This window comes from Agrobacterium sp. BT-220-3 (genome assembly GCF_025910175.1).
Classification (GTDB): domain Bacteria; phylum Pseudomonadota; class Alphaproteobacteria; order Rhizobiales; family Rhizobiaceae; genus Agrobacterium; species Agrobacterium oryzihabitans.
On the sequence record NZ_JAPAIX010000002.1, the window covers coordinates 527,036 to 543,977 of the forward strand.

Genomic DNA, 16,942 nt, shown 5'->3' on the forward strand with positions numbered 1-16,942 from the left:
GGGCGGCAGCCACCCGGCCACATCATCAATCAGGCGGTAAACACATACGTTGGCTTAGCAGAAACCTGACTGCTTTAACAATTGATATGCTTGAACAACAGCCCGAAAACGTTCTTCCGAACCACGATCGCCACCATTAGCATCAGGATGGTGCTTTTTGACAAGCTCCTTGTAGCGCCTTTTTATCTCTTCCTGCTTTGCACTGGCAGAAAGACCGAGCGTGTCGAAGGCTTTTGCCTCCAGCGTCTTCAGTTTGCGGTCCTGCTGCATGCGCTGGCCGCCGGCCCTTGCGCCGCCCGCAAAACCGCTGGTGAAGCCGAAAGGATCACGGATACGGGCGTTCGCACCGGCCGTGCCCGAGCGCAGCGTGGAATGCAGGGGGCTGTCACGCGCCGTCTTGTTGACGCCGACCGTCCAGGTCGGGCGATGACCGGTAATCGCCTCTTTCTGATAGCGGGCGATCTCGGTGTCCGACAGGCCGGAGAAATAATTATAGCCCTTGTTGTATTCCTTCACGTGCTCAAAACAGAACAGGAAGAATTGCCCCTCGGCGTTGCGGCCGACGGGTGCGCGGTGAACGCCCGGCTTGTCGCATCCATCCCACTGGCAGGTCGGGGCCTGAACCTCAGGTTCCTTGTCCCTTTTTCTGCGTGTACGGATACGGTCGAAATATTTCGAATCCAGTTTCATGATGCCCTGATTATGGGGTGCGAAAAGGCGCACAACAAGAATTGACAAAACGGAATGTTGCAGGCTTTTAGGTAGCCCCCTTTCAAGACCAGCCAACAGGATTGGAGCCCTTCGCATGTCCCTGCGAGAACGCATAGAAACAAAGCTTCGGCAAAGCTTTTCGCCGGAACGTCTGGCGGTGATCGATGAAAGCCATATGCATGCGGGCCACCAGCCGGATATTACCGGCGAGGGCGAGACGCATATGCGTGTTCAGATAGTGTCTGAAAGCTTTTCAGGCAAGTCACGTGTCGAACGCCACCGGGCGATCAATGCCGTTTTGAAGCCGGAACTCGATGCGGGGCTGCATGCGCTGGCCATAGAGGTGGCAGCGCCCGGGGAATCTGTACGGTTTTAAACCTCGAGCAAGCCCCCTCATCCGGCCCTTTGGGCCACCTTCTCCCCGGCGGGGAGAAGAAAACCTGCGGCAGCGCCGTGCTCAAAGCTCAGACATCAATGCAGCTGCAGCAATGCTGTTTCGTATGGCATTGCCAAAGCGGCTTGTTCTTCTCCCCGGTCGGGGAGAAGTGCCGGAGCGAAGCGAGGCGATGAGGGGGCGCCCTCACCGTATCGCTCAACATTTCACCCCGGATGCTTCTCCGACAGGAACGACTGCACCTCGGAAGCCGCCACATCATCGGCCACGAAAGACTGGCCGATGCCATGGGTGAGGATGAAGGTCAGCTTGCCGCCCTTGACCTTCTTGTCCTGCGCAATTGCCGTCATCAGCGTCTCGACCGGCGGCAACTCACCGGGAATGTCCTTCATCGTCGTCGGCAGGCCCACCGCCTTCAGATGCGCTTCGACGCGCGCGGCATCGTCCGGGCTCGCAAGGTTGAGGCGGGCGGAAAACTGGTGCGCCAGAACCATGCCGATGGCAACGCCTTCGCCGTGCACCAGCCGCTTGCTGTCGTAATTGGTCGCCGCCTCCAGCGCGTGGCCGAAGGTGTGGCCAAGGTTCAAAAGCGCGCGGACGCCATTTTCCTTCTCGTCGGCCACAACGACATCCGCTTTGGCCTGGCAGCTGGTCGCGATCGCCTGAATGCGGGCGGGGCCGCCGGTACGGATGTCATCCCAGTTCTTTTCCAGCCAGGAGAAGAAATCCGGCTTGTCGATCAGGCCGTATTTCACCACTTCGGCGTAACCGGCGCGGAATTCCCGTGGGCTCAGCGTATCGAGCACCGCCGTATCCGCCAGCACCAGATCGGGCTGGTGGAAAACGCCGACGAGGTTCTTGCCGTGGCGGGTGTTGATGCCGGTCTTGCCGCCGACGGAGGAGTCGACCTGCGCCAGAAGCGAGGTCGGTATCTGCACGAAGCGCACGCCACGGCGCACGATGCCCGCCGCAAAACCGGCGAGATCGCCGATCACGCCGCCGCCGAGCGCGATCACTGCATCGTTGCGCTCCACCCTTGCTGCCAGAACCGCATCGCAGACGGTGACCAGATGTTCGAAGCTCTTGGTCTTCTCGCCCGCCGGCAGGGTCAACGAGACGGCTTCGATTCCGTCCGTCTGCAAGCCGTCCATCAGGCCTTCGAGGTAAAGCGGCGCGACATGCTCGTCGGTGATAATAGCGGCGCGTCTTCCCTTCAGCCGCGACGAAATCTCGCCGCCCGCCCTGCCGATCAGGCCCGGGCCGATCAGAATGTCATAGGCGCGCTCGCCGAGCGGCACATGGACAAGACGTTCGTCGGCGTGGATTTCAGAAGGCGTCATGGCATCAAGTCTTTCTGTTCGATGCCGGCGATGGCGGCCAGCACTTCAGTCACGATGATTTCCTTGCGGACATCGCGGGATTCGATGGTCAAATCCGCTTCCGCATAGATCGGATACCGTTTCTCCATTAGCGCCGCGAGCGTGGCTCTGGGGTTTTCGGTCTTGAGAAGCGGGCGATGGTCGCGCTTGTTGACCCTCTCCCACAACACCTCGAGATCGGCTTTCAGCCACAGCGAAATGCTGCCGCGGGTGATGTGCCGGCGGGTATTGTCGTTGATGAAGGCGCCGCCGCCGGTGGAGATGACCTTGGGGCCGCCGCGCAGCAGCCGCTTGATGACCCGTGTTTCCAGCGCCCGGAATTCCTCCTCGCCATAGGTGGCGAAAAGCTCGGCTATCGTCATGCGCGAAACCCGCTCGATTTCCACGTCCGTGTCAATGAAGGAGACTTTGAGCTGCTGGGCGACCATGCGGCCGATTGCGGACTTTCCAGCCCCCATCAGCCCGACAAAGACGATGTTGCGCCGTCCGAGCTTAGCCCGCGCTTGCTCCCCGAGTGTGGCCGGGACCGATAAATTCGTTTCATTCATAAATTTGAAAGCCCGTTTGGCATGGATATCTGCAAATGTTTACGAAGCGTCAAGCCAAATTGCTGACTGAATTGCGTTGAATCACAATCATCGCCGCATGCGGCACGGGGCAGCCGCTGGCTTTTTGATCTTGTCGCCTTTGTTGCCGCACCGCATATACATTCAGACTGCCACCTTCACGGAGCCGCCATGCCAACCCTCTTCCGCTTCACGATGATACTGGCGACCATCGCGGGGCTGATCTATGGCGGCATGGTGCTGCTCGTCATGTTCGTTCAGCCACGCGACCGCGAGGTCACGGTGCGCATTCCTTCCGAGCGGCTGAACCCGCCGGCGGCCGAGCCGGCAAGGCGCACCCCATGAGCGGACAGCAGGCAGGAGGGCGCGATGGAGCGCGGCTTGAAAGTTTTCTGGAAATGATGAGCGCCGAGCGCGGCGCTGCCACGAACACGCTTTCTTCTTATGAGCGCGACCTTACCGATCTGCGTGAATTTCTGGGTGATCGCGGTCAGTCTTTGACCGAAGCAGCCACCCCGGATCTTTCCGCCTATCTGACCCATCTTTCCGCTCAGGGCTTTGCCGCCACCTCGCAGGCAAGACGCCTTTCCTCCATGCGACAGTTCTACCGTTTCCTTTATTCGGAGGGGCTTCGGAGCGACGACCCGACCGGCATCATCGATGCGCCCAAAAAGGGCCTCTCCCTGCCGAAGACGATGAGCGTCGCCGAGGTGACGAAGCTTCTCGGCGTCGCCGCTGAAGAAGCAGCCACCACCGGCCCCGGCCAGCTTGCCCGCATCCGCATGCATCTGCTGCTCGAGCTTCTTTACGCAACCGGCATGCGTGTGAGCGAACTCGTTTCCCTGCCGGTCAAGGTGCTGCGCCAGGAAGGTCGCTTCCTGATGATCCGCGGCAAGGGCAACAAGGACCGCATGGTTCTGCTTTCCCGGACCGCCATCGAGGCGATGGAAAAATACGATGCCGCCAGAAAGGCGCTCGTCCCGGCGAAAGGCGGCGCGCCGGTATCAACGAAGCAGGCGGAAGCGGCGGAGAGCCCATGGCTGTTTCCATCAAACAGCAAGGAAGGGCATCTGCCGAGGCAGGTCTTTGCCCGCGACCTGAAGGACATTGCCATTCGTGCGGGCCTTACCCCTTCGGCGGTGTCACCACACGTCCTTCGCCATGCCTTTGCCAGCCACCTCCTGCAGAACGGTGCGGACCTGCGCGCGGTGCAGGAACTGCTTGGCCATTCCGACATTTCCACGACACAAATCTATACACATGTGCTGGAAGAACGCTTGCAAGCGCTGGTACAAACACATCACCCCCTTGCCAAACAGGGCAAAAACCTTGATTAGAGCGACCGGAACCGCCGGATAATCCGGTCAAACCTTGCGCAAAACGATCGGAAACGGATCTCATGCACAATTATCTCGACTTCGAAAAACCTATCTCGGACCTTGAGGGCAAGATCATCGAGCTGAAGAAGCTTGCCGATGAAGACGAGAGCATAGACACCTCGGAGGAGATCAACCGCCTGGAATCGCGCGTCAACGATGCGATGCAGGACATCTATTCCAAGCTGAACGCCTGGCAGAAAACGCAGGTCGCGCGTCACCCGCAGCGTCCGCATTTCGTCGATTACGCCAAGGCGCTGTTCACGGATTTCACGCCGCTTGCCGGTGACCGTAAATTTTCCGAGGACGCCGCCATTCAGGCGGGCCTTGCCCGCTTCAACGGTCAGCCCGTCGCCATCATCGGCCAGGAAAAGGGCAACGACACCAAAAGCCGCCTGAAGCACAATTTCGGCAGCCCTCGCCCGGAAGGTTACCGCAAGGCGATCCGCGTGCTGGAACTGGCTGATCGTTTCTCGCTGCCGGTCGTCACCCTCATCGATACGGCTGGCGCTTATCCCGGCGTTGGTGCGGAAGAGCGCGGCCAGGCTGAAGCCATCGCCCGCTCGACGGAAATGTGCCTCAACGTCAAGGTGCCGATCGTTTCCGTCGTCATCGGCGAAGGCGGTTCGGGCGGCGCGATTGCGATCGCCACCGGCAACCGCGTCTACATGCTCGAACATGCGATCTATTCGGTGATCTCACCGGAAGGTGCTGCTTCCATCCTCTGGCGCGATTCGACCCGCGCCAAGGAAGCTGCAACCAATATGAAGATCACCTCGGAAGACCTGAAGTCGCTCGGCGTCATCGACGGAATCATTCCCGAGCCCATCGGTGGTGCGCATCGCGATCCGGAAACCGTCATCAGCGCTACCGGCGATGTAATCGCCAAGGCGCTGGCCGATCTTTCGCAGCGCTCGGGCACGCAGCTGCGCGCCGAACGCCGCCAGAAGTTCCTGGATATCGGCCGGAATCTCTAACGCTGGCCTTATTTTCCTTGAATATCGCCCCAACTCGGCCATAGTCCGGTCACATCAAAAGATGTATCGGCGGCCGCGGGGGCGGATCCGATTTGAGTTAAGAAGATGTAAACGGTTAATACCGTATTTAAAATACACACGTGCTGGTGTAGAACTTGCGCCGCTTCGTGCCATCGTCTTTCGGATCAGATCATGCGTTTGACACATTTTGCACTTCTTGCCTGCACCGCGCTCGTTCTCACCGGCTGCAATGATACGCTCGAAACCGTTGAGCGCGACGTCTCCCACGTCAAGAACAAGGTCGATTACCCGCTTTCTCCGTCCATTCTGGCCGAGATCGACAAGCGGGGCATGGATCGCACCTCGCCGATCATGATCCGCATCTTCAAGGAAGAAGGTGCCTTGGAAATCTGGAAGGCCCGGCGCGACAACCGTTTCGAGAAGATCGCCGGTTACGAGATTTGCGCATGGTCCGGCAAACTCGGCCCCAAGGTGAAGGAAGGCGACCGGCAGGCGCCGGAGGGTTTCTACAACCTGACGCCAGCGCATCTCAATCCAAACTCGAAATATTACCTCGCCATCAATACCGGCTTTCCGAACCGCTACGATGCCGCCAATGGCCGCAACGGCACCAATCTGATGATCCATGGCGCCTGCTCGTCCTCCGGCTGTTATTCGATGACGGATGCGCAGATCCTCGAAATCTACGGTTTTGCCCGCGACGCCTTCAAGGGCGGCCAGAAGACCGTGCAGCTGCAGGCTTTCCCCTTCCGCATGACGGCGGAAAACATGGCCCGCCATCGCCAGAGCGAACATCTCGAATTCTGGAACATGCTGAAGGTCGGTTACGACAATTTCGAAGTGACCAAACGCCCGCCGGAAGTGAATGTCTGCGAGAAGAAATACGTCTTCAACCAGCAGACGGAAGGCGGCAGCTTCAACGCCTCCGCCCAATGCCCGGCCATGAGTACACCGCCGGCGCTCGTCAGTGCGCTTTCGAGCTATGAGAAGACCTATGATCTCGCCTATGAAAAGGCGATGTCGAAATATGACGGCATGGCCTGGTACGATCCGAGCGAAGCGGAGCGCAAGGCGCTGGTCGCCGAAAAGCGCAAGGGTCGTGAGCCCGCCTATGCCCCGACCGGCTCAGCGCTGAAGGCCGGTAAGCTGATGAAGGAAACGGAATATGCCGCGCTGATGGAGAAGAAGGCGCAGCAGGTCACGTCGTCCTCACCGGCGACCACCGCAACAGCCTCGTCCCTGCGCGGTCCGCGTCCTTCCGCTGTTCAGCCCGCCGCTCCGCAATCGAACCCTGCCCCGGCAGCACCGACAATGGTTGCCGCCGCCACCCCAGCGCCTGCAGCGGCCGGTCAGGGCGGAACTGCCGCCCAGGGCATCCCGGTTCCGGCTTTGAACCCGCTCGCCTATTCCGCCGCTCCACAACCGGAAGCGCCGGAAAAGAAGCCGTTCTGGAAGTTCTGGGCCAAGGAATGAGCGGCACAGCCGAGATCGTTTATGATTTGAGGGGGCTTAAATGCCCCCTTCCGGTTTTGAGAAGCCGCAAGAAGCTTGCGGCGCTGAAGGCGGGCGATGTCTTGACTGTCGAGACGACCGATCCGCTGGCCGTGATCGATATTGCGCATATGTGCAATGAGGACGGGCATAGGTTGGTGGAGACGGTTGCGGTGGATAAGGGGCATCGGTTTCGGATCGTAAAAGGGGCGTAATTCGCTGCGTTTTAACCTTAGAGCCCGAGGTTTACCCCCCTCTGTCCTGCCGGACATCTCCCCCTCAAGGGGGGAGATCGGATGAGGCAGCCACTCATTCCCTCACAACGTCTGCAATTGCAGTTAAGATGCCGATGAAGATATTCGGAGCAGGCCTCTTGCCGATCTCCCCCCTTGAGGGGGAGATGCCCGGCAGGGCAGAGGGGGGTAACCACGGCTGCGAATGTTGAAAAGCGCCGCGTGCCCTAAAACCGCAACCCGGAAACCGCCAGCGGATTGTCCGTCATCGCCTGCCTGTCCGGCCGGTCGATGCCCGGCGCGCCGGTGAAGGCGGCAAACAGGTCCTGCACGAAAGCCTCCGGCAAATCCTTGGTGATCAGCACCATGCGCGTGCGCTGGTCAGACGGATCCGGCCAGGCTGCGAGGCGTTCGGGCGTGTGGAAAATATTCTGGACCCCATGCAGCACCAGCGGCCGGTCCGGATTGTCCGACAGCTTGACGACAGCCTTCATGCGCAACAGCTTTTCCCCATGCGCCGAGCGCAGCAAATCCACGAACATATCGATCGCCATCGGGTTGATCGGCTTGTCATGAACAATCGAGAAAGAGCGAATCGACGCATCGTGCCGGTTCACGTCGTGATGGTGATGGTCATCATCATCGCCATGATGATGGCGATGGCCGTGCCCGTGGAGGTCATGGTCGTGATGGTGGTGATCATGTGCCGCCTCTTCACCAAGCCAGCGGCCGACATCGGCATTTTTGCTGCCGGGATCGTAAAGGCCGTTGTCCAGAAGTCCCGCAGCACTCCAGTCGGCCTTGTCGCCATCCTCGATTGTCGCGCGCGGATTGAGAGCCTGAAGACGGGCCGTCAGCGCCGAAATCGTAGACGCGTTGGCAAGCTTGCGCTTCGTCATCACCAGCCGGTCTGCCACGGCCGCCTGTTTCACTGCCTCCTCATGATTGTCGAGGGTGGAAAGGCCATTCACGGCATCCACCACAGTAACCATGCCATTCAGGACGAAATTCTGCGCGATCACCGGGTTGCCCATGACCGACTGCATGACGGGAGCGGGATCAGCCAGACCGGTCGTCTCGATCACGACACGTTTCACCGGCTTCAGCTTGCCGGTCTGGATGCCGTCCATCAGTTCCGCCAGCGTATCCACCAATTCGCCGCGAACGGTGCAGCACAGGCAGCCTTCCGCGAGTTCGATGATCCCCTCGCCTGCGCTTTCAACCAGCATGTGATCGATGCTGACATCACCGAATTCATTGATGATGATCGCGGCATCGCTCATCTCAGGGTCTTTGAGAAGCCGGTTGAGAAGCGTCGATTTTCCGGCGCCGAGAAATCCGGTGATGATGGAAACCGGTATACGATCGCGAGACATGCCTTGCCTGTATGTTGAGGGCCGCTCCGGCACAACCGGAACCGCGCGATAAAAACAGAAATCGCCCGGGCCCTGAGACCGCGAGCGACACTGTAATATCATAACAGACTAGGCCTGCGAATACCCAATCCGCAAAGCGCGTCCGCCCTCGTCCATTGAAGAGAGCGGTGCCGACAATCAAAATGTCGGGCGCGGGATCGGGATAGGCACGTTGGCCAGCTCACCCTTGCCGGCAGCTCCCTTAACGGTGTTGACCGCCACTGTCTCGCTGCCTGGAATGAGGCCGGCGAAGGAATATTCCGGCGGGCGGGTCATTTCCGTGACGTAGGGCGAGTGGATGACCATCCGGCCCGCCTCATCGCGGCTTTCGCTGCGCACCTTGGCGGCCTTCGGATTGCAAATCTCGGCACTCACGTCATTTACTTCACCGGTGTCGCCATAGGGCGCCAGCGAGGCGAGCGAAACACCCTGGCCCGACGGCGCGGTGAGACCCATCTGCAGCAGATCGGCCGACTGATCGGTTCGACCGGCAAGGCTGTCTGCGCCCAAAACGACGGTGATGACCGAACGGCCGTTGCGCACGGCGGATGACACCTGGTTGAAACCGGACGCACAGATGAAGCCGGTCTTCATGCCGTCCGCACCGTCGAAGCGGCCGACCAGCATGTTGAAATTCGCATAGTTCTTCTTGCCGGTGGTAACGCCCTCGAGAGAGAAATAACCGGCATATTCCGGGAATTCCCGCTTGATGATCAGGGCCAGAAGGGCAAGATCGCGCGCAGTCGTATATTGCCCTTTGCCGGGCAATCCGTTGGCATTGACGTAACGGGTGGAACTCATGCCCAGCCGCTGCGCCTGCGCGTTCATCTGCGCCACGAAATTCTCGCTGGTGCCGCCGATGGTTTCGGCGATGGCGACCGCGATGTCATTGGCGGATTTGATGAGCAGCAGCTTCAGCGCGCTGTCCATCGTCAGCTTCTGGCCCGGCTTGAAATACATTTTCGAGGCCGGCTGGTCGGCGGCCTTCTTGCTCATCACCACCTCGGTCTGCGGGCTGAGCTTGCCGGCCTTCATCTGCGAAAAGGCGATATAGGCGGTCATCAGCTTGGTCAGCGAGGCCGGATACCACTTGCGGAACGCCTCCTGATGGGAAATCACCTTGCCGGTTTTGACATCGACCACCATTTTCGGATTGGCATTCGCCACGGGTGCTGCGGCAACAAGGCCTGCGGTCATGATGGCAACGACTGCGGAGAGCCGCCGGGCGGCGTTTGGCGATTTGAATATCTGTGGCAAGGCTTGTCCTCGAATTCCCGTCTTCGGTCGGGGAATGGCAATATTCACCATATATGTCCTAGCAATGGCAAAGTACATTGATTACGTCAATTATGCGGCGCACTATCCACCGCGGAGGATAGGCTTTTGCGACATACCGCACCGATGAACCCAGGAATGAACGAATGCCGATTTTGAACAGAGCCGCCGAACTTCAGCAGGAAGTCAGCGAATGGCGGCGTCACCTGCACGAAAACCCCGAGATTTTGTATGATGTCGACAACACCGCGGCTTTCGTTGCGGAGAAGCTGAAATCTTTCGGCGTTGACGAAATCGTGACCGGCCTTGGTCGCACGGGCGTGGTCGGCATCATCAGGGGCAATGTTGCGGGTGAGCGCACAATCGGCTTTCGCGCGGATATGGATGCTCTTCCCATTCTCGAGGAAACCGGCAAGCCATGGGCTTCCAAAACGGCAGGCGCGATGCATGCCTGCGGCCATGACGGTCACACCGCAATGCTGCTCGGCGCCGCAAAATATCTTGCCGAAACACGCAATTTCGCCGGCTCGATCGCCGTCATTTTCCAGCCCGCCGAAGAAGGTGGCGCGGGCGCGCTCGCCATGGTCGAAGACGGCCTGATGGAGCGCTTCGGCATTAACGAGGTCTACGGCATGCACAATATGCCGGGCATCCCGCTCGGCTCCTTCGCCATCCGCAAGGGCGGCATCATGGCGGCCCCGGACAAGTTTTCTATCACGGTCAAGGGCCGCGGCGGTCATGCGGCGCAGCCGCACCGCACAATCGATCCGATCACCATCGGCGCACAGATCGTCGGCAACCTGCAGATGATAGCCTCACGCAACGCCGATCCGATCCGCTCGGTGGTCGTCTCCGTCACCCGCTTTCACGCCGGTTCCAGCCACAACATCATCCCCAATGATGCGCTGATCGCCGGCACCGTGCGCAGTCTGGACGAGACGGTGCGTGATCTCGCGCAGGAGCGCATCAAGCAGATGGCGGAAGGTGTGGCACTTGCAAACGGCGCGGAAGCCGAGGTCGTCTATGAGCGTTATTGCCCGGTAACCTTCAACCATGCGGACGAGACCGACCACGCCATTCGCGTCGCCCGCGATGTCGTGGGTGAAAGACATGTCGACCCCGATGTCGACCCTTCCATGGCGGGCGAGGATTTCTCCTTCATGCTGAAGGAAAGGCCGGGTGCCTTCATCTTCATCGGCAACGGCGATTCGGCTGGCCTTCACAATCCCGGCTACGATTTCAACGACGACGCCATCGCCTACGGCATTTCCTACTGGGTGAAACTGGCCGAACAGCGTCTGACGGCCTGATTGCCGGCTGATACGAAGAAAGCGGAGGAACAGACCAACCGTGGCAAAGAACGCGGTTGATCCGCCGGCGACGGCAGGTTAAAGAGCAGTTCAGTGTCCACGTAGCTCAGCAGGATAGAGCACAGGATTCCTAAGGCAAATTGGGGGTTGCGCCCGGAAACGACGCAATCGATCTGCTCAAAGTCGGGGAAAGCTTCGCTGGTCTTCCAGCATGCCAATCCCGAGCCAAGCTCCGGAGAAATCCGGTGAAGGTGTAGAGACTGGATGGGCAGCACCTAAAGGCCGAAAGGCTCATGGTGAAGGGACAGTCCAGACCACGAACGTTCTGTCCGATGACGACGGGACGGCGGCTAAAGCCGAAGTGGTATGAATCCTGGGGTCGGAGGTTCGAATCCTCTCGTGGACACCATTTTCCTGAATATTATCCCATGAAAACAATCGGCTAGAGATATTCGAGAGGGATGATATGCCCTGTGGCATCGACAGGATGCAATCAAATCCCCGTGATCCGACTATTTTCCACGTCTCCTTCTCCACGAGAAACTAGCACCTTCAAAACGCACGCCTATCTAAGTCGCTGAAGAACGTCGAAGGAGGCATGATGATCGACCAATATGGCCCGCACGTGCAGATGGGCACGCTTGCTGAGCAAATGGCCGCCCGGTATCAGATGGACACAAACCTTGAATTGGAATCGCACCTGGCGCTCTACATGGAAGAGGTCGAGGTGAACATCAAAGCCGACAGCTTCGACCATATTGGTTTTATGAACAAGATCAGCGGTCGGCTGACGGCTACGCTTGCGGAAACCATCCACCCGAGGCGACGGGATTTTCTCCAGGCTGTTTTGATCGCGCTTCAAGACCGGGTTGATCGTCATCCACTCGATGTTGCTGTCGGCAGCAACTAGACGCGCCAGTCGCGCTGAGAATTCTGATCGACTTGGCTGCATCGTCGAAAAGCAAGGGCTGCCGAAGGCCCGGACGCTACAGATGCGGCTCCGCCGCCGGTGGGCGGTGATCCTGGGCGGCGTTCCATGTATTGTCGAGAGACGATTCTCCGTCAGAGTGCATCCATGGAAACTTCTCTCTATCAACCTGTGAAAGCCTTTCTTGAAAAGGCCGGCTATGTGGTCAAGGGGGAGGTCGGCAATTGTGATCTCGTGGGTTTAAGTGACGCTGACCCACCCGTCGTCGTGATTTGCGAACTGAAACTGGCTTTCAATCTCGAGTTGATCCTTCAGGCGGTTGATCGGGGATCGATCTCTGACGAAGTCTGGATCGCAGCGAAAATGTCCGCCCGAGGGAAAGGACGGGAGACCGATAAGCGTTATCGAGACCTTTGTCGTCGTCTGGGGATTGGAATGCTTGGGGTATCGGAAGACGGTCACGTCAATATCATCGTGAGCTCTGTTTCTCCCATGCCTCGAACAAATCCCAAACGACGGTCGCGGCTTATACGCGAACACCAGAAGCGCAGGGGTGATCCGGCGCTTGGTGGCAGCACGCGTACGCCGCTCATGACGGCATATCGCCAGCAGGCGCTTGGATGTGCGAAAGCCTTGGCTCAGGGGCCACTGCGCGTGCGTGATGTGAGACTGGACGTCCCTGATGCGGGCAAAATACTCCTCTCAAATGTATATGGCTGGTTTGAGAGGCTTGACCGTGGGGTCTATGGTCTGACCGATGCTGGCCGCGAAGCGGTGGTGCGTTGGCCGACATAAGCGCCGCACCTCAAAGAGCACACCACGTTGGCTATTCAAACCTGAGCCACGAGACACCTTGAACAAGCTTGCTCCCGGGGGGAGCAAGCCTTTCACTGCCGCCAGCCAATCATTTTCCGCCCGCCTACACCGCCACCGGCGTAATCCAGCGCGGATCGGCACTTTCGGCGCTATCCACCACCGCTTCGACGAAAGCCACGCCCTTCAGCCCGTCATGGGCAAGCGGGATGTTGCGGCCGATGGCATCAGGTTCGCGTCCTGCCTTGCGGGCGCGGATAGCTTCCGCGAAACCGGCATAGAGATTGGCAAAGGCTTCCAGATATCCTTCCGGGTGTCCGGGTGGGGTGCGGGTGCGGGCTTTGGCATCTTCGGAAAGATCATCCGCGCCGCGTTTGATGGTCTGCAAACGCCCGTCGAGCGGCGTGTAGATGAGTTCGTTCGGTTGCTCCTGAAACCATTGCAAGGAACCGGTCGAGCCGAACACCCGCAGCCGCACACAGTTGGAGTTGCCGACCGCGACCTGCGACGACCATAACAGGCCTCGCGCGCCGCCCTCATAACGCATCATGACGTGTGCATTGTCGTCCAGCGCCCGTCCGCCCACGAATGTGGCAAGATCGGCAGTCAAGGATTCCAGCTTAAGTCCAGTCACGAAACCCGCCAGATGGTAGGCGTGGGTGCCAATGTCACCAATCGAACCGCCACGGCCATTCTTCTTGGGGTCGGTGCGCCATGCCGCCTGGGCATTTCCCTTCTGCTCGATGGCGGTCGCCATCCATTCGAGCGGGTATTCGACCTGCACGGTGCGAACTGTACCAATCTCGCCGCCGGCGACACGCATGCGCGCCTCATGCACCATGGGGTAACCGGAATAGGTATAAGTCACGCCGACGAAGCGGCCGGTCTCCCGCGACAGTTTTTCCAGCGCGATGGCGTCTTCCAGCGTGGCGGTCAGCGGCTTTTCGCAGATCACGTCAAACCCGGCCTCGATCAGCGCCTTGGCGATCGGATAATGGGTGAAGTTCGGTGTGCAGATAGCAACCGCGTCGACGCGGTCCTCGCGGGCAGCCTCACCGGCGATCAGCTCCTGATAGCTGCCATAGCTGCGGGCAGGGTCGAGCCCCTCATTGATCGCGAAGGCGCGCCCCCGGTCGGGATCGACATCGAAGGCGCCCGCAACCAGCGTCCACTTGCCGTCAAGACGTGCGGCGAGCCGATGAATATTGCCGATATAAGCGCCCTGCCCGCCGCCGATCATGCCCAGACGAAGTGGTCTTTCGATACTCATTGTTCCTCCAGCACTCATTGTTCCGCCAGCCCCAGCATGGCGCGGTTGGCGCTGCGGTTCGCGCCGGATTTGACGAAATCGTCAAAAGCGCGGTCCGAAACGCGGATGATGTGGTCAGCGATGAATCGCGCGCCTTCAGACGCGCCATCCTCAGGGTTCTTGACGAAACATTCCCACTCCAGCACCGCCCAGCCATCGAAGCCATAAGTGGTGAGCTTGGTGAAGATTGCGCCGAAATCGATCTGTCCGTCGCCCGGGCTGCGGAAGCGCCCGGCGCGCTTGGACCACGGCTGATAGCCGCCATAAGCGCCCGATTTTCCGTCGGGCCGGAACTCCGCGTCCTTGACGTGGAAGGTCTTGATCCGCTCGTGGTAGTGATCGATGAAAGCCAGATAATCCATTCCCTGCAAAACGAGATGTGAGGGGTCATACATCAGGTTCGCGCGGGGGTGCTCCTTGACCTTGTCGAGAAACATCTCCCAGCTGTGCCCATCATGCAGGTCTTCGCTCGGGTGGATTTCGTAGCAGACATCCACGCCATGGGCGTCGAAGTCGTTGAGGATCGGCGTCCAGCGACGGGCGAGCTCGTCGAAACCTTCCTCCACCAGCCCTTCCGGCCATTGCGGATAGGGATAGAGGTAAGGCCACAGAAGCGCACCGGGAAATGTCACGTGGCGATCAATGCCGAGGCGTTTTGACGCCCGGGCCGCAAACCGCAGCTGTTCTTCCGCCCATGCCCGGCGTCCTGCGGGATTGCCGCGCACATGCGCCGGCGCGAAACTGTCCATGATCGCGTCATGCGCCGGATGCACAGCCACAAGCTGCCCGGTAATGTGGGAAGCAAGTTCGGTGATCTCCAAATCGTGCTCGCCGAGCATGCCTTTCAGATCGTCGCAATAGGCATCGCTTTCCGCCGCCTGTTTCATGTCAATGAGGCGCGTATCCCAGGTGGGAATCTGCACTCCCTTGAAACCCTTGGCCGAGGCCCATTGCGCAAGCGAGGCAAGCGAATTGTAAGGTGCCTCATCCCCCGCAAATTGCGCCAGAAAAACGCCCGGTCCCTTGATGGTCCGCATGGCCTATTCCTCCAGCTTCTTGGCGGGCACCGGCGCGTCGTCGTAACCGCCATAGACCGATTGATCGAAGGGGATCACCGCGCCCGTCATCATGCCGCCGTCGTCCGAAGCCATCCAGAGGATTGCGCGGGCCACTTCAACGGGATCGAGGATCCGCCCGAAAGGCTTTGCCGCCGCCGCACGGTCGATGAAATCCGGGTCGCCCGTCTCGGAGAGGACAAGCTTGCGCTCGTGATCGGAATTCATCCAGCCGATGTCGAGCTGGTTTACATGGATGCGATGGCGCATCAACGAAAAGCCGGCATGGCGGGTGACGGTGGCAAGCGCACCCTTCGAAGCCGCATAGGGCGCAAGGAAAGGCTGGCCGGTCAGCCCGGACATTGATCCGACATTGACGATACGGCCCTCGATACCCTCACGGATCATCACCTTCGCGGCGTCCTGAATGAGGAAAAACGGCGCACGCGTGTTTACGGCAAACATCCGGTCGAACAAATCCGGCGTGGTGTTCAGCATATTGCCGCGATCCGTCAGCCCCGCCGCATTGACGAGAATATCGACGCGCCCGAAACGTTTGTCCGTCGCTGGAATGATGCTGCGAACATCATCGATATTGCCGAGATCGGCGGCCACCACTTCGACCGGCACACCCGTTTTCTGGGTGATGGCGCTTGCGACAGCCTGGCCTTTTTCCACACCGCGCCCGACGATGATGATCCCCGCCGCGCCCGCCTGCGCAAACACCTGCGCAACGGCTGCGCCCAGCCCCTGGGTTCCGCCGGTAACAACGGCGATCTTTCCTTCAATACGGTTCATTTCACGACCTCATATCCAGCGGCGTCCATGACGCGCAGCAATTCCCTGTGCCCCTTGCGGGCCATTTCCAGTGGCGGGTTCTTGACCGGGTCCTGTTCCGCCTCGACCACAAACCAGCCCTCGTAACCTTTCGATGCAAGCGCCCTGACGATCGCCTCAAAATCAAGACTGCCATCGCCCGGCACGGTAAAGGCGCCCTTGATGACCGCGTCGAGGAAGCTTTCGCGGCTCCTGTCCAGCCCATCGACAACATCCTGCCGAATGTCCTTGGTGTGAACGTGGGTGATACGGGCATGGTGTTTTTCGATGACGCACATGACATCCCCACCGGCAAAAGCCATGTGCCCGGCATCAAACAGCAGCGGCACCGAGGAGTGCTTCATGAAAAGATCGAGTTCCTGCTCGGTCTCCACGGCGGCCGCCATGTGGTGATGATAGGAGATCGGCATGCCCTGCGCAGCGCACCAGTCGGCAAAGTCGGACATCTTGCGGCCATAGGCGGCCATGCCGGCCTCGTCGAGCCGTGGTTTGGTGGAAAGCGGCGCGGATCGCACGCCCTGAATGGAACGCGCTGTTTCGCCATAAACGATGCATGGTGCGCCGGCGGCGATGAAGAATTCCATCTGTTGCGCGATACGGTCTTTCTCCGCCTCAATGTCGCTATCCAGCAGCAGGCCGGAAAACCAGCCGCCGCACACCGATATGCCATAACGGCCGAGGATCGGCCCAAGCTCCGCCATATCCATCGGGAACCGACGTCCAGTCTCCATTCCGGTAAAGCCGGCTTCGCCTGCCTGCCTCAGGCATTCCTCGAGGCTGACATCATCCGAAAGCTCGGCAAGATCGTCGTTCCACCAGGCGATCGGTGCGATACCAAGTCTTGCTTTCATG

The 16,942-nt window shown here is 59.7% G+C and carries 18 protein-coding genes; 9 read left to right on the top strand and 9 right to left on the bottom strand.

The window, feature by feature from the left end; translation table 11 throughout:
• Positions 1 to 54 precede the first annotated feature (54 nt).
• The gene (locus OK142_RS08975; RefSeq protein ID WP_035243249.1) at positions 55 to 690 is read right to left on the bottom strand and encodes a J domain-containing protein; all 636 of its coding nucleotides are present in this window, start codon (positions 688 to 690) and stop codon (positions 55 to 57) included.
• 115 nt (positions 691 to 805) lie between these two features.
• On the opposite strand from OK142_RS08975, the gene OK142_RS08980 reads away from it, so the two are divergent.
• On the top strand, positions 806 to 1,087 hold the full coding sequence (locus tag OK142_RS08980; RefSeq protein ID WP_003497482.1) for a BolA family protein: 282 nt from the start codon (positions 806 to 808) through the stop codon (positions 1,085 to 1,087).
• A gap of 224 nt (positions 1,088 to 1,311) precedes the next feature.
• Here the strand turns inward: OK142_RS08980 and aroB are convergent, their stop codons facing one another.
• The gene (gene aroB / locus OK142_RS08985) at positions 1,312 to 2,445 is read right to left on the bottom strand and encodes a 3-dehydroquinate synthase (protein WP_003497501.1); all 1,134 of its coding nucleotides are present in this window, start codon (positions 2,443 to 2,445) and stop codon (positions 1,312 to 1,314) included.
• Positions 2,442 to 3,032 carry a shikimate kinase gene (locus OK142_RS08990; protein ID WP_137039172.1) on the bottom strand — a complete coding sequence of 197 codons (591 nt, stop codon included), beginning with the start codon at positions 3,030 to 3,032 and terminating at the stop codon, positions 2,442 to 2,444. Before OK142_RS08990 ends, aroB begins: the two co-directional genes overlap by 4 nt.
• 189 nt (positions 3,033 to 3,221) lie before the next feature.
• Between OK142_RS08990 and OK142_RS08995 the strand changes: the two genes are divergently transcribed.
• From OK142_RS08995 to OK142_RS09015, 5 genes are all read left to right on the top strand, one after another.
• On the top strand, positions 3,222 to 3,395 hold the full coding sequence (locus OK142_RS08995) for a histidine kinase (RefSeq protein ID WP_082185432.1): 174 nt from the start codon (positions 3,222 to 3,224) through the stop codon (positions 3,393 to 3,395).
• Positions 3,392 to 4,387, top strand: a complete 996-nt coding sequence (locus OK142_RS09000) for a site-specific tyrosine recombinase XerD (RefSeq protein ID WP_498682269.1) — start codon at positions 3,392 to 3,394, stop codon at positions 4,385 to 4,387. Before OK142_RS08995 ends, OK142_RS09000 begins: the two co-directional genes overlap by 4 nt.
• A gap of 62 nt (positions 4,388 to 4,449) precedes the next feature.
• Positions 4,450 to 5,403 carry an acetyl-CoA carboxylase carboxyltransferase subunit alpha gene (locus OK142_RS09005; protein WP_003497510.1) on the top strand — a complete coding sequence of 318 codons (954 nt, stop codon included), beginning with the start codon at positions 4,450 to 4,452 and terminating at the stop codon, positions 5,401 to 5,403.
• Positions 5,404 to 5,595: 192 nt separating this feature from the next.
• Positions 5,596 to 6,897 carry a L,D-transpeptidase family protein gene (locus OK142_RS09010; protein WP_498682270.1) on the top strand — a complete coding sequence of 434 codons (1,302 nt, stop codon included), beginning with the start codon at positions 5,596 to 5,598 and terminating at the stop codon, positions 6,895 to 6,897.
• Positions 6,894 to 7,130, top strand: a complete 237-nt coding sequence (locus tag OK142_RS09015; protein ID WP_498682271.1) for a sulfurtransferase TusA family protein — start codon at positions 6,894 to 6,896, stop codon at positions 7,128 to 7,130. Before OK142_RS09010 ends, OK142_RS09015 begins: the two co-directional genes overlap by 4 nt.
• A gap of 245 nt (positions 7,131 to 7,375) precedes the next feature.
• Here the strand turns inward: OK142_RS09015 and OK142_RS09020 are convergent, their stop codons facing one another.
• Both OK142_RS09020 and OK142_RS09025 read right to left on the bottom strand, forming a co-directional pair.
• On the bottom strand, positions 7,376 to 8,524 hold the full coding sequence (locus OK142_RS09020) for a CobW family GTP-binding protein (RefSeq protein WP_498682273.1): 1,149 nt from the start codon (positions 8,522 to 8,524) through the stop codon (positions 7,376 to 7,378).
• 177 nt (positions 8,525 to 8,701) lie between these two features.
• On the bottom strand, positions 8,702 to 9,760 hold the full coding sequence (locus OK142_RS09025) for a D-alanyl-D-alanine carboxypeptidase family protein (protein ID WP_051032459.1): 1,059 nt from the start codon (positions 9,758 to 9,760) through the stop codon (positions 8,702 to 8,704).
• 224 nt (positions 9,761 to 9,984) lie between these two features.
• Here OK142_RS09025 and OK142_RS09030 point away from each other — a divergent pair, with 224 nt between their 5' ends.
• The 3 genes from OK142_RS09030 (at position 9,985) to OK142_RS09040 (ending at position 12,871) form a co-directional block, all read left to right on the top strand.
• Complete coding sequence (locus OK142_RS09030) at positions 9,985 to 11,148, top strand: M20 aminoacylase family protein (protein ID WP_498682274.1); 1,164 nt, start codon at positions 9,985 to 9,987, stop codon at positions 11,146 to 11,148.
• A 601-nt stretch (positions 11,149 to 11,749) separates the two neighbouring features.
• On the top strand, positions 11,750 to 12,058 hold the full coding sequence (locus OK142_RS09035; RefSeq protein ID WP_498682559.1) for a hypothetical protein: 309 nt from the start codon (positions 11,750 to 11,752) through the stop codon (positions 12,056 to 12,058).
• Between the two features lie 165 nt (positions 12,059 to 12,223).
• Complete coding sequence (locus tag OK142_RS09040; RefSeq protein ID WP_498682276.1) at positions 12,224 to 12,871, top strand: DUF2161 domain-containing phosphodiesterase; 648 nt, start codon at positions 12,224 to 12,226, stop codon at positions 12,869 to 12,871.
• A gap of 124 nt (positions 12,872 to 12,995) precedes the next feature.
• Here the strand turns inward: OK142_RS09040 and OK142_RS09045 are convergent, their stop codons facing one another.
• Genes OK142_RS09045 through iolE form a run of 4 tightly spaced genes read right to left on the bottom strand, consistent with a single transcriptional unit; the run spans position 12,996 to position 16,941 of the window.
• The gene (locus OK142_RS09045) at positions 12,996 to 14,159 is read right to left on the bottom strand and encodes a Gfo/Idh/MocA family protein (RefSeq protein WP_498682277.1); all 1,164 of its coding nucleotides are present in this window, start codon (positions 14,157 to 14,159) and stop codon (positions 12,996 to 12,998) included.
• Between the two features lie 14 nt (positions 14,160 to 14,173).
• Positions 14,174 to 15,235: a sugar phosphate isomerase/epimerase family protein gene (locus OK142_RS09050; protein ID WP_498682279.1), complete on the bottom strand. Its 1,062-nt coding sequence runs from the start codon at positions 15,233 to 15,235 to the stop codon at positions 14,174 to 14,176.
• Positions 15,236 to 15,238: 3 nt separating this feature from the next.
• Positions 15,239 to 16,051, bottom strand: a complete 813-nt coding sequence (locus tag OK142_RS09055) for an SDR family oxidoreductase (protein ID WP_216333122.1) — start codon at positions 16,049 to 16,051, stop codon at positions 15,239 to 15,241.
• Complete coding sequence (iolE, locus tag OK142_RS09060; protein ID WP_216333124.1) at positions 16,048 to 16,941, bottom strand: myo-inosose-2 dehydratase; 894 nt, start codon at positions 16,939 to 16,941, stop codon at positions 16,048 to 16,050. The genes OK142_RS09055 and iolE overlap by 4 nt, the downstream gene beginning before the upstream one ends.
• Position 16,942: the final 1 nt, after the last annotated feature.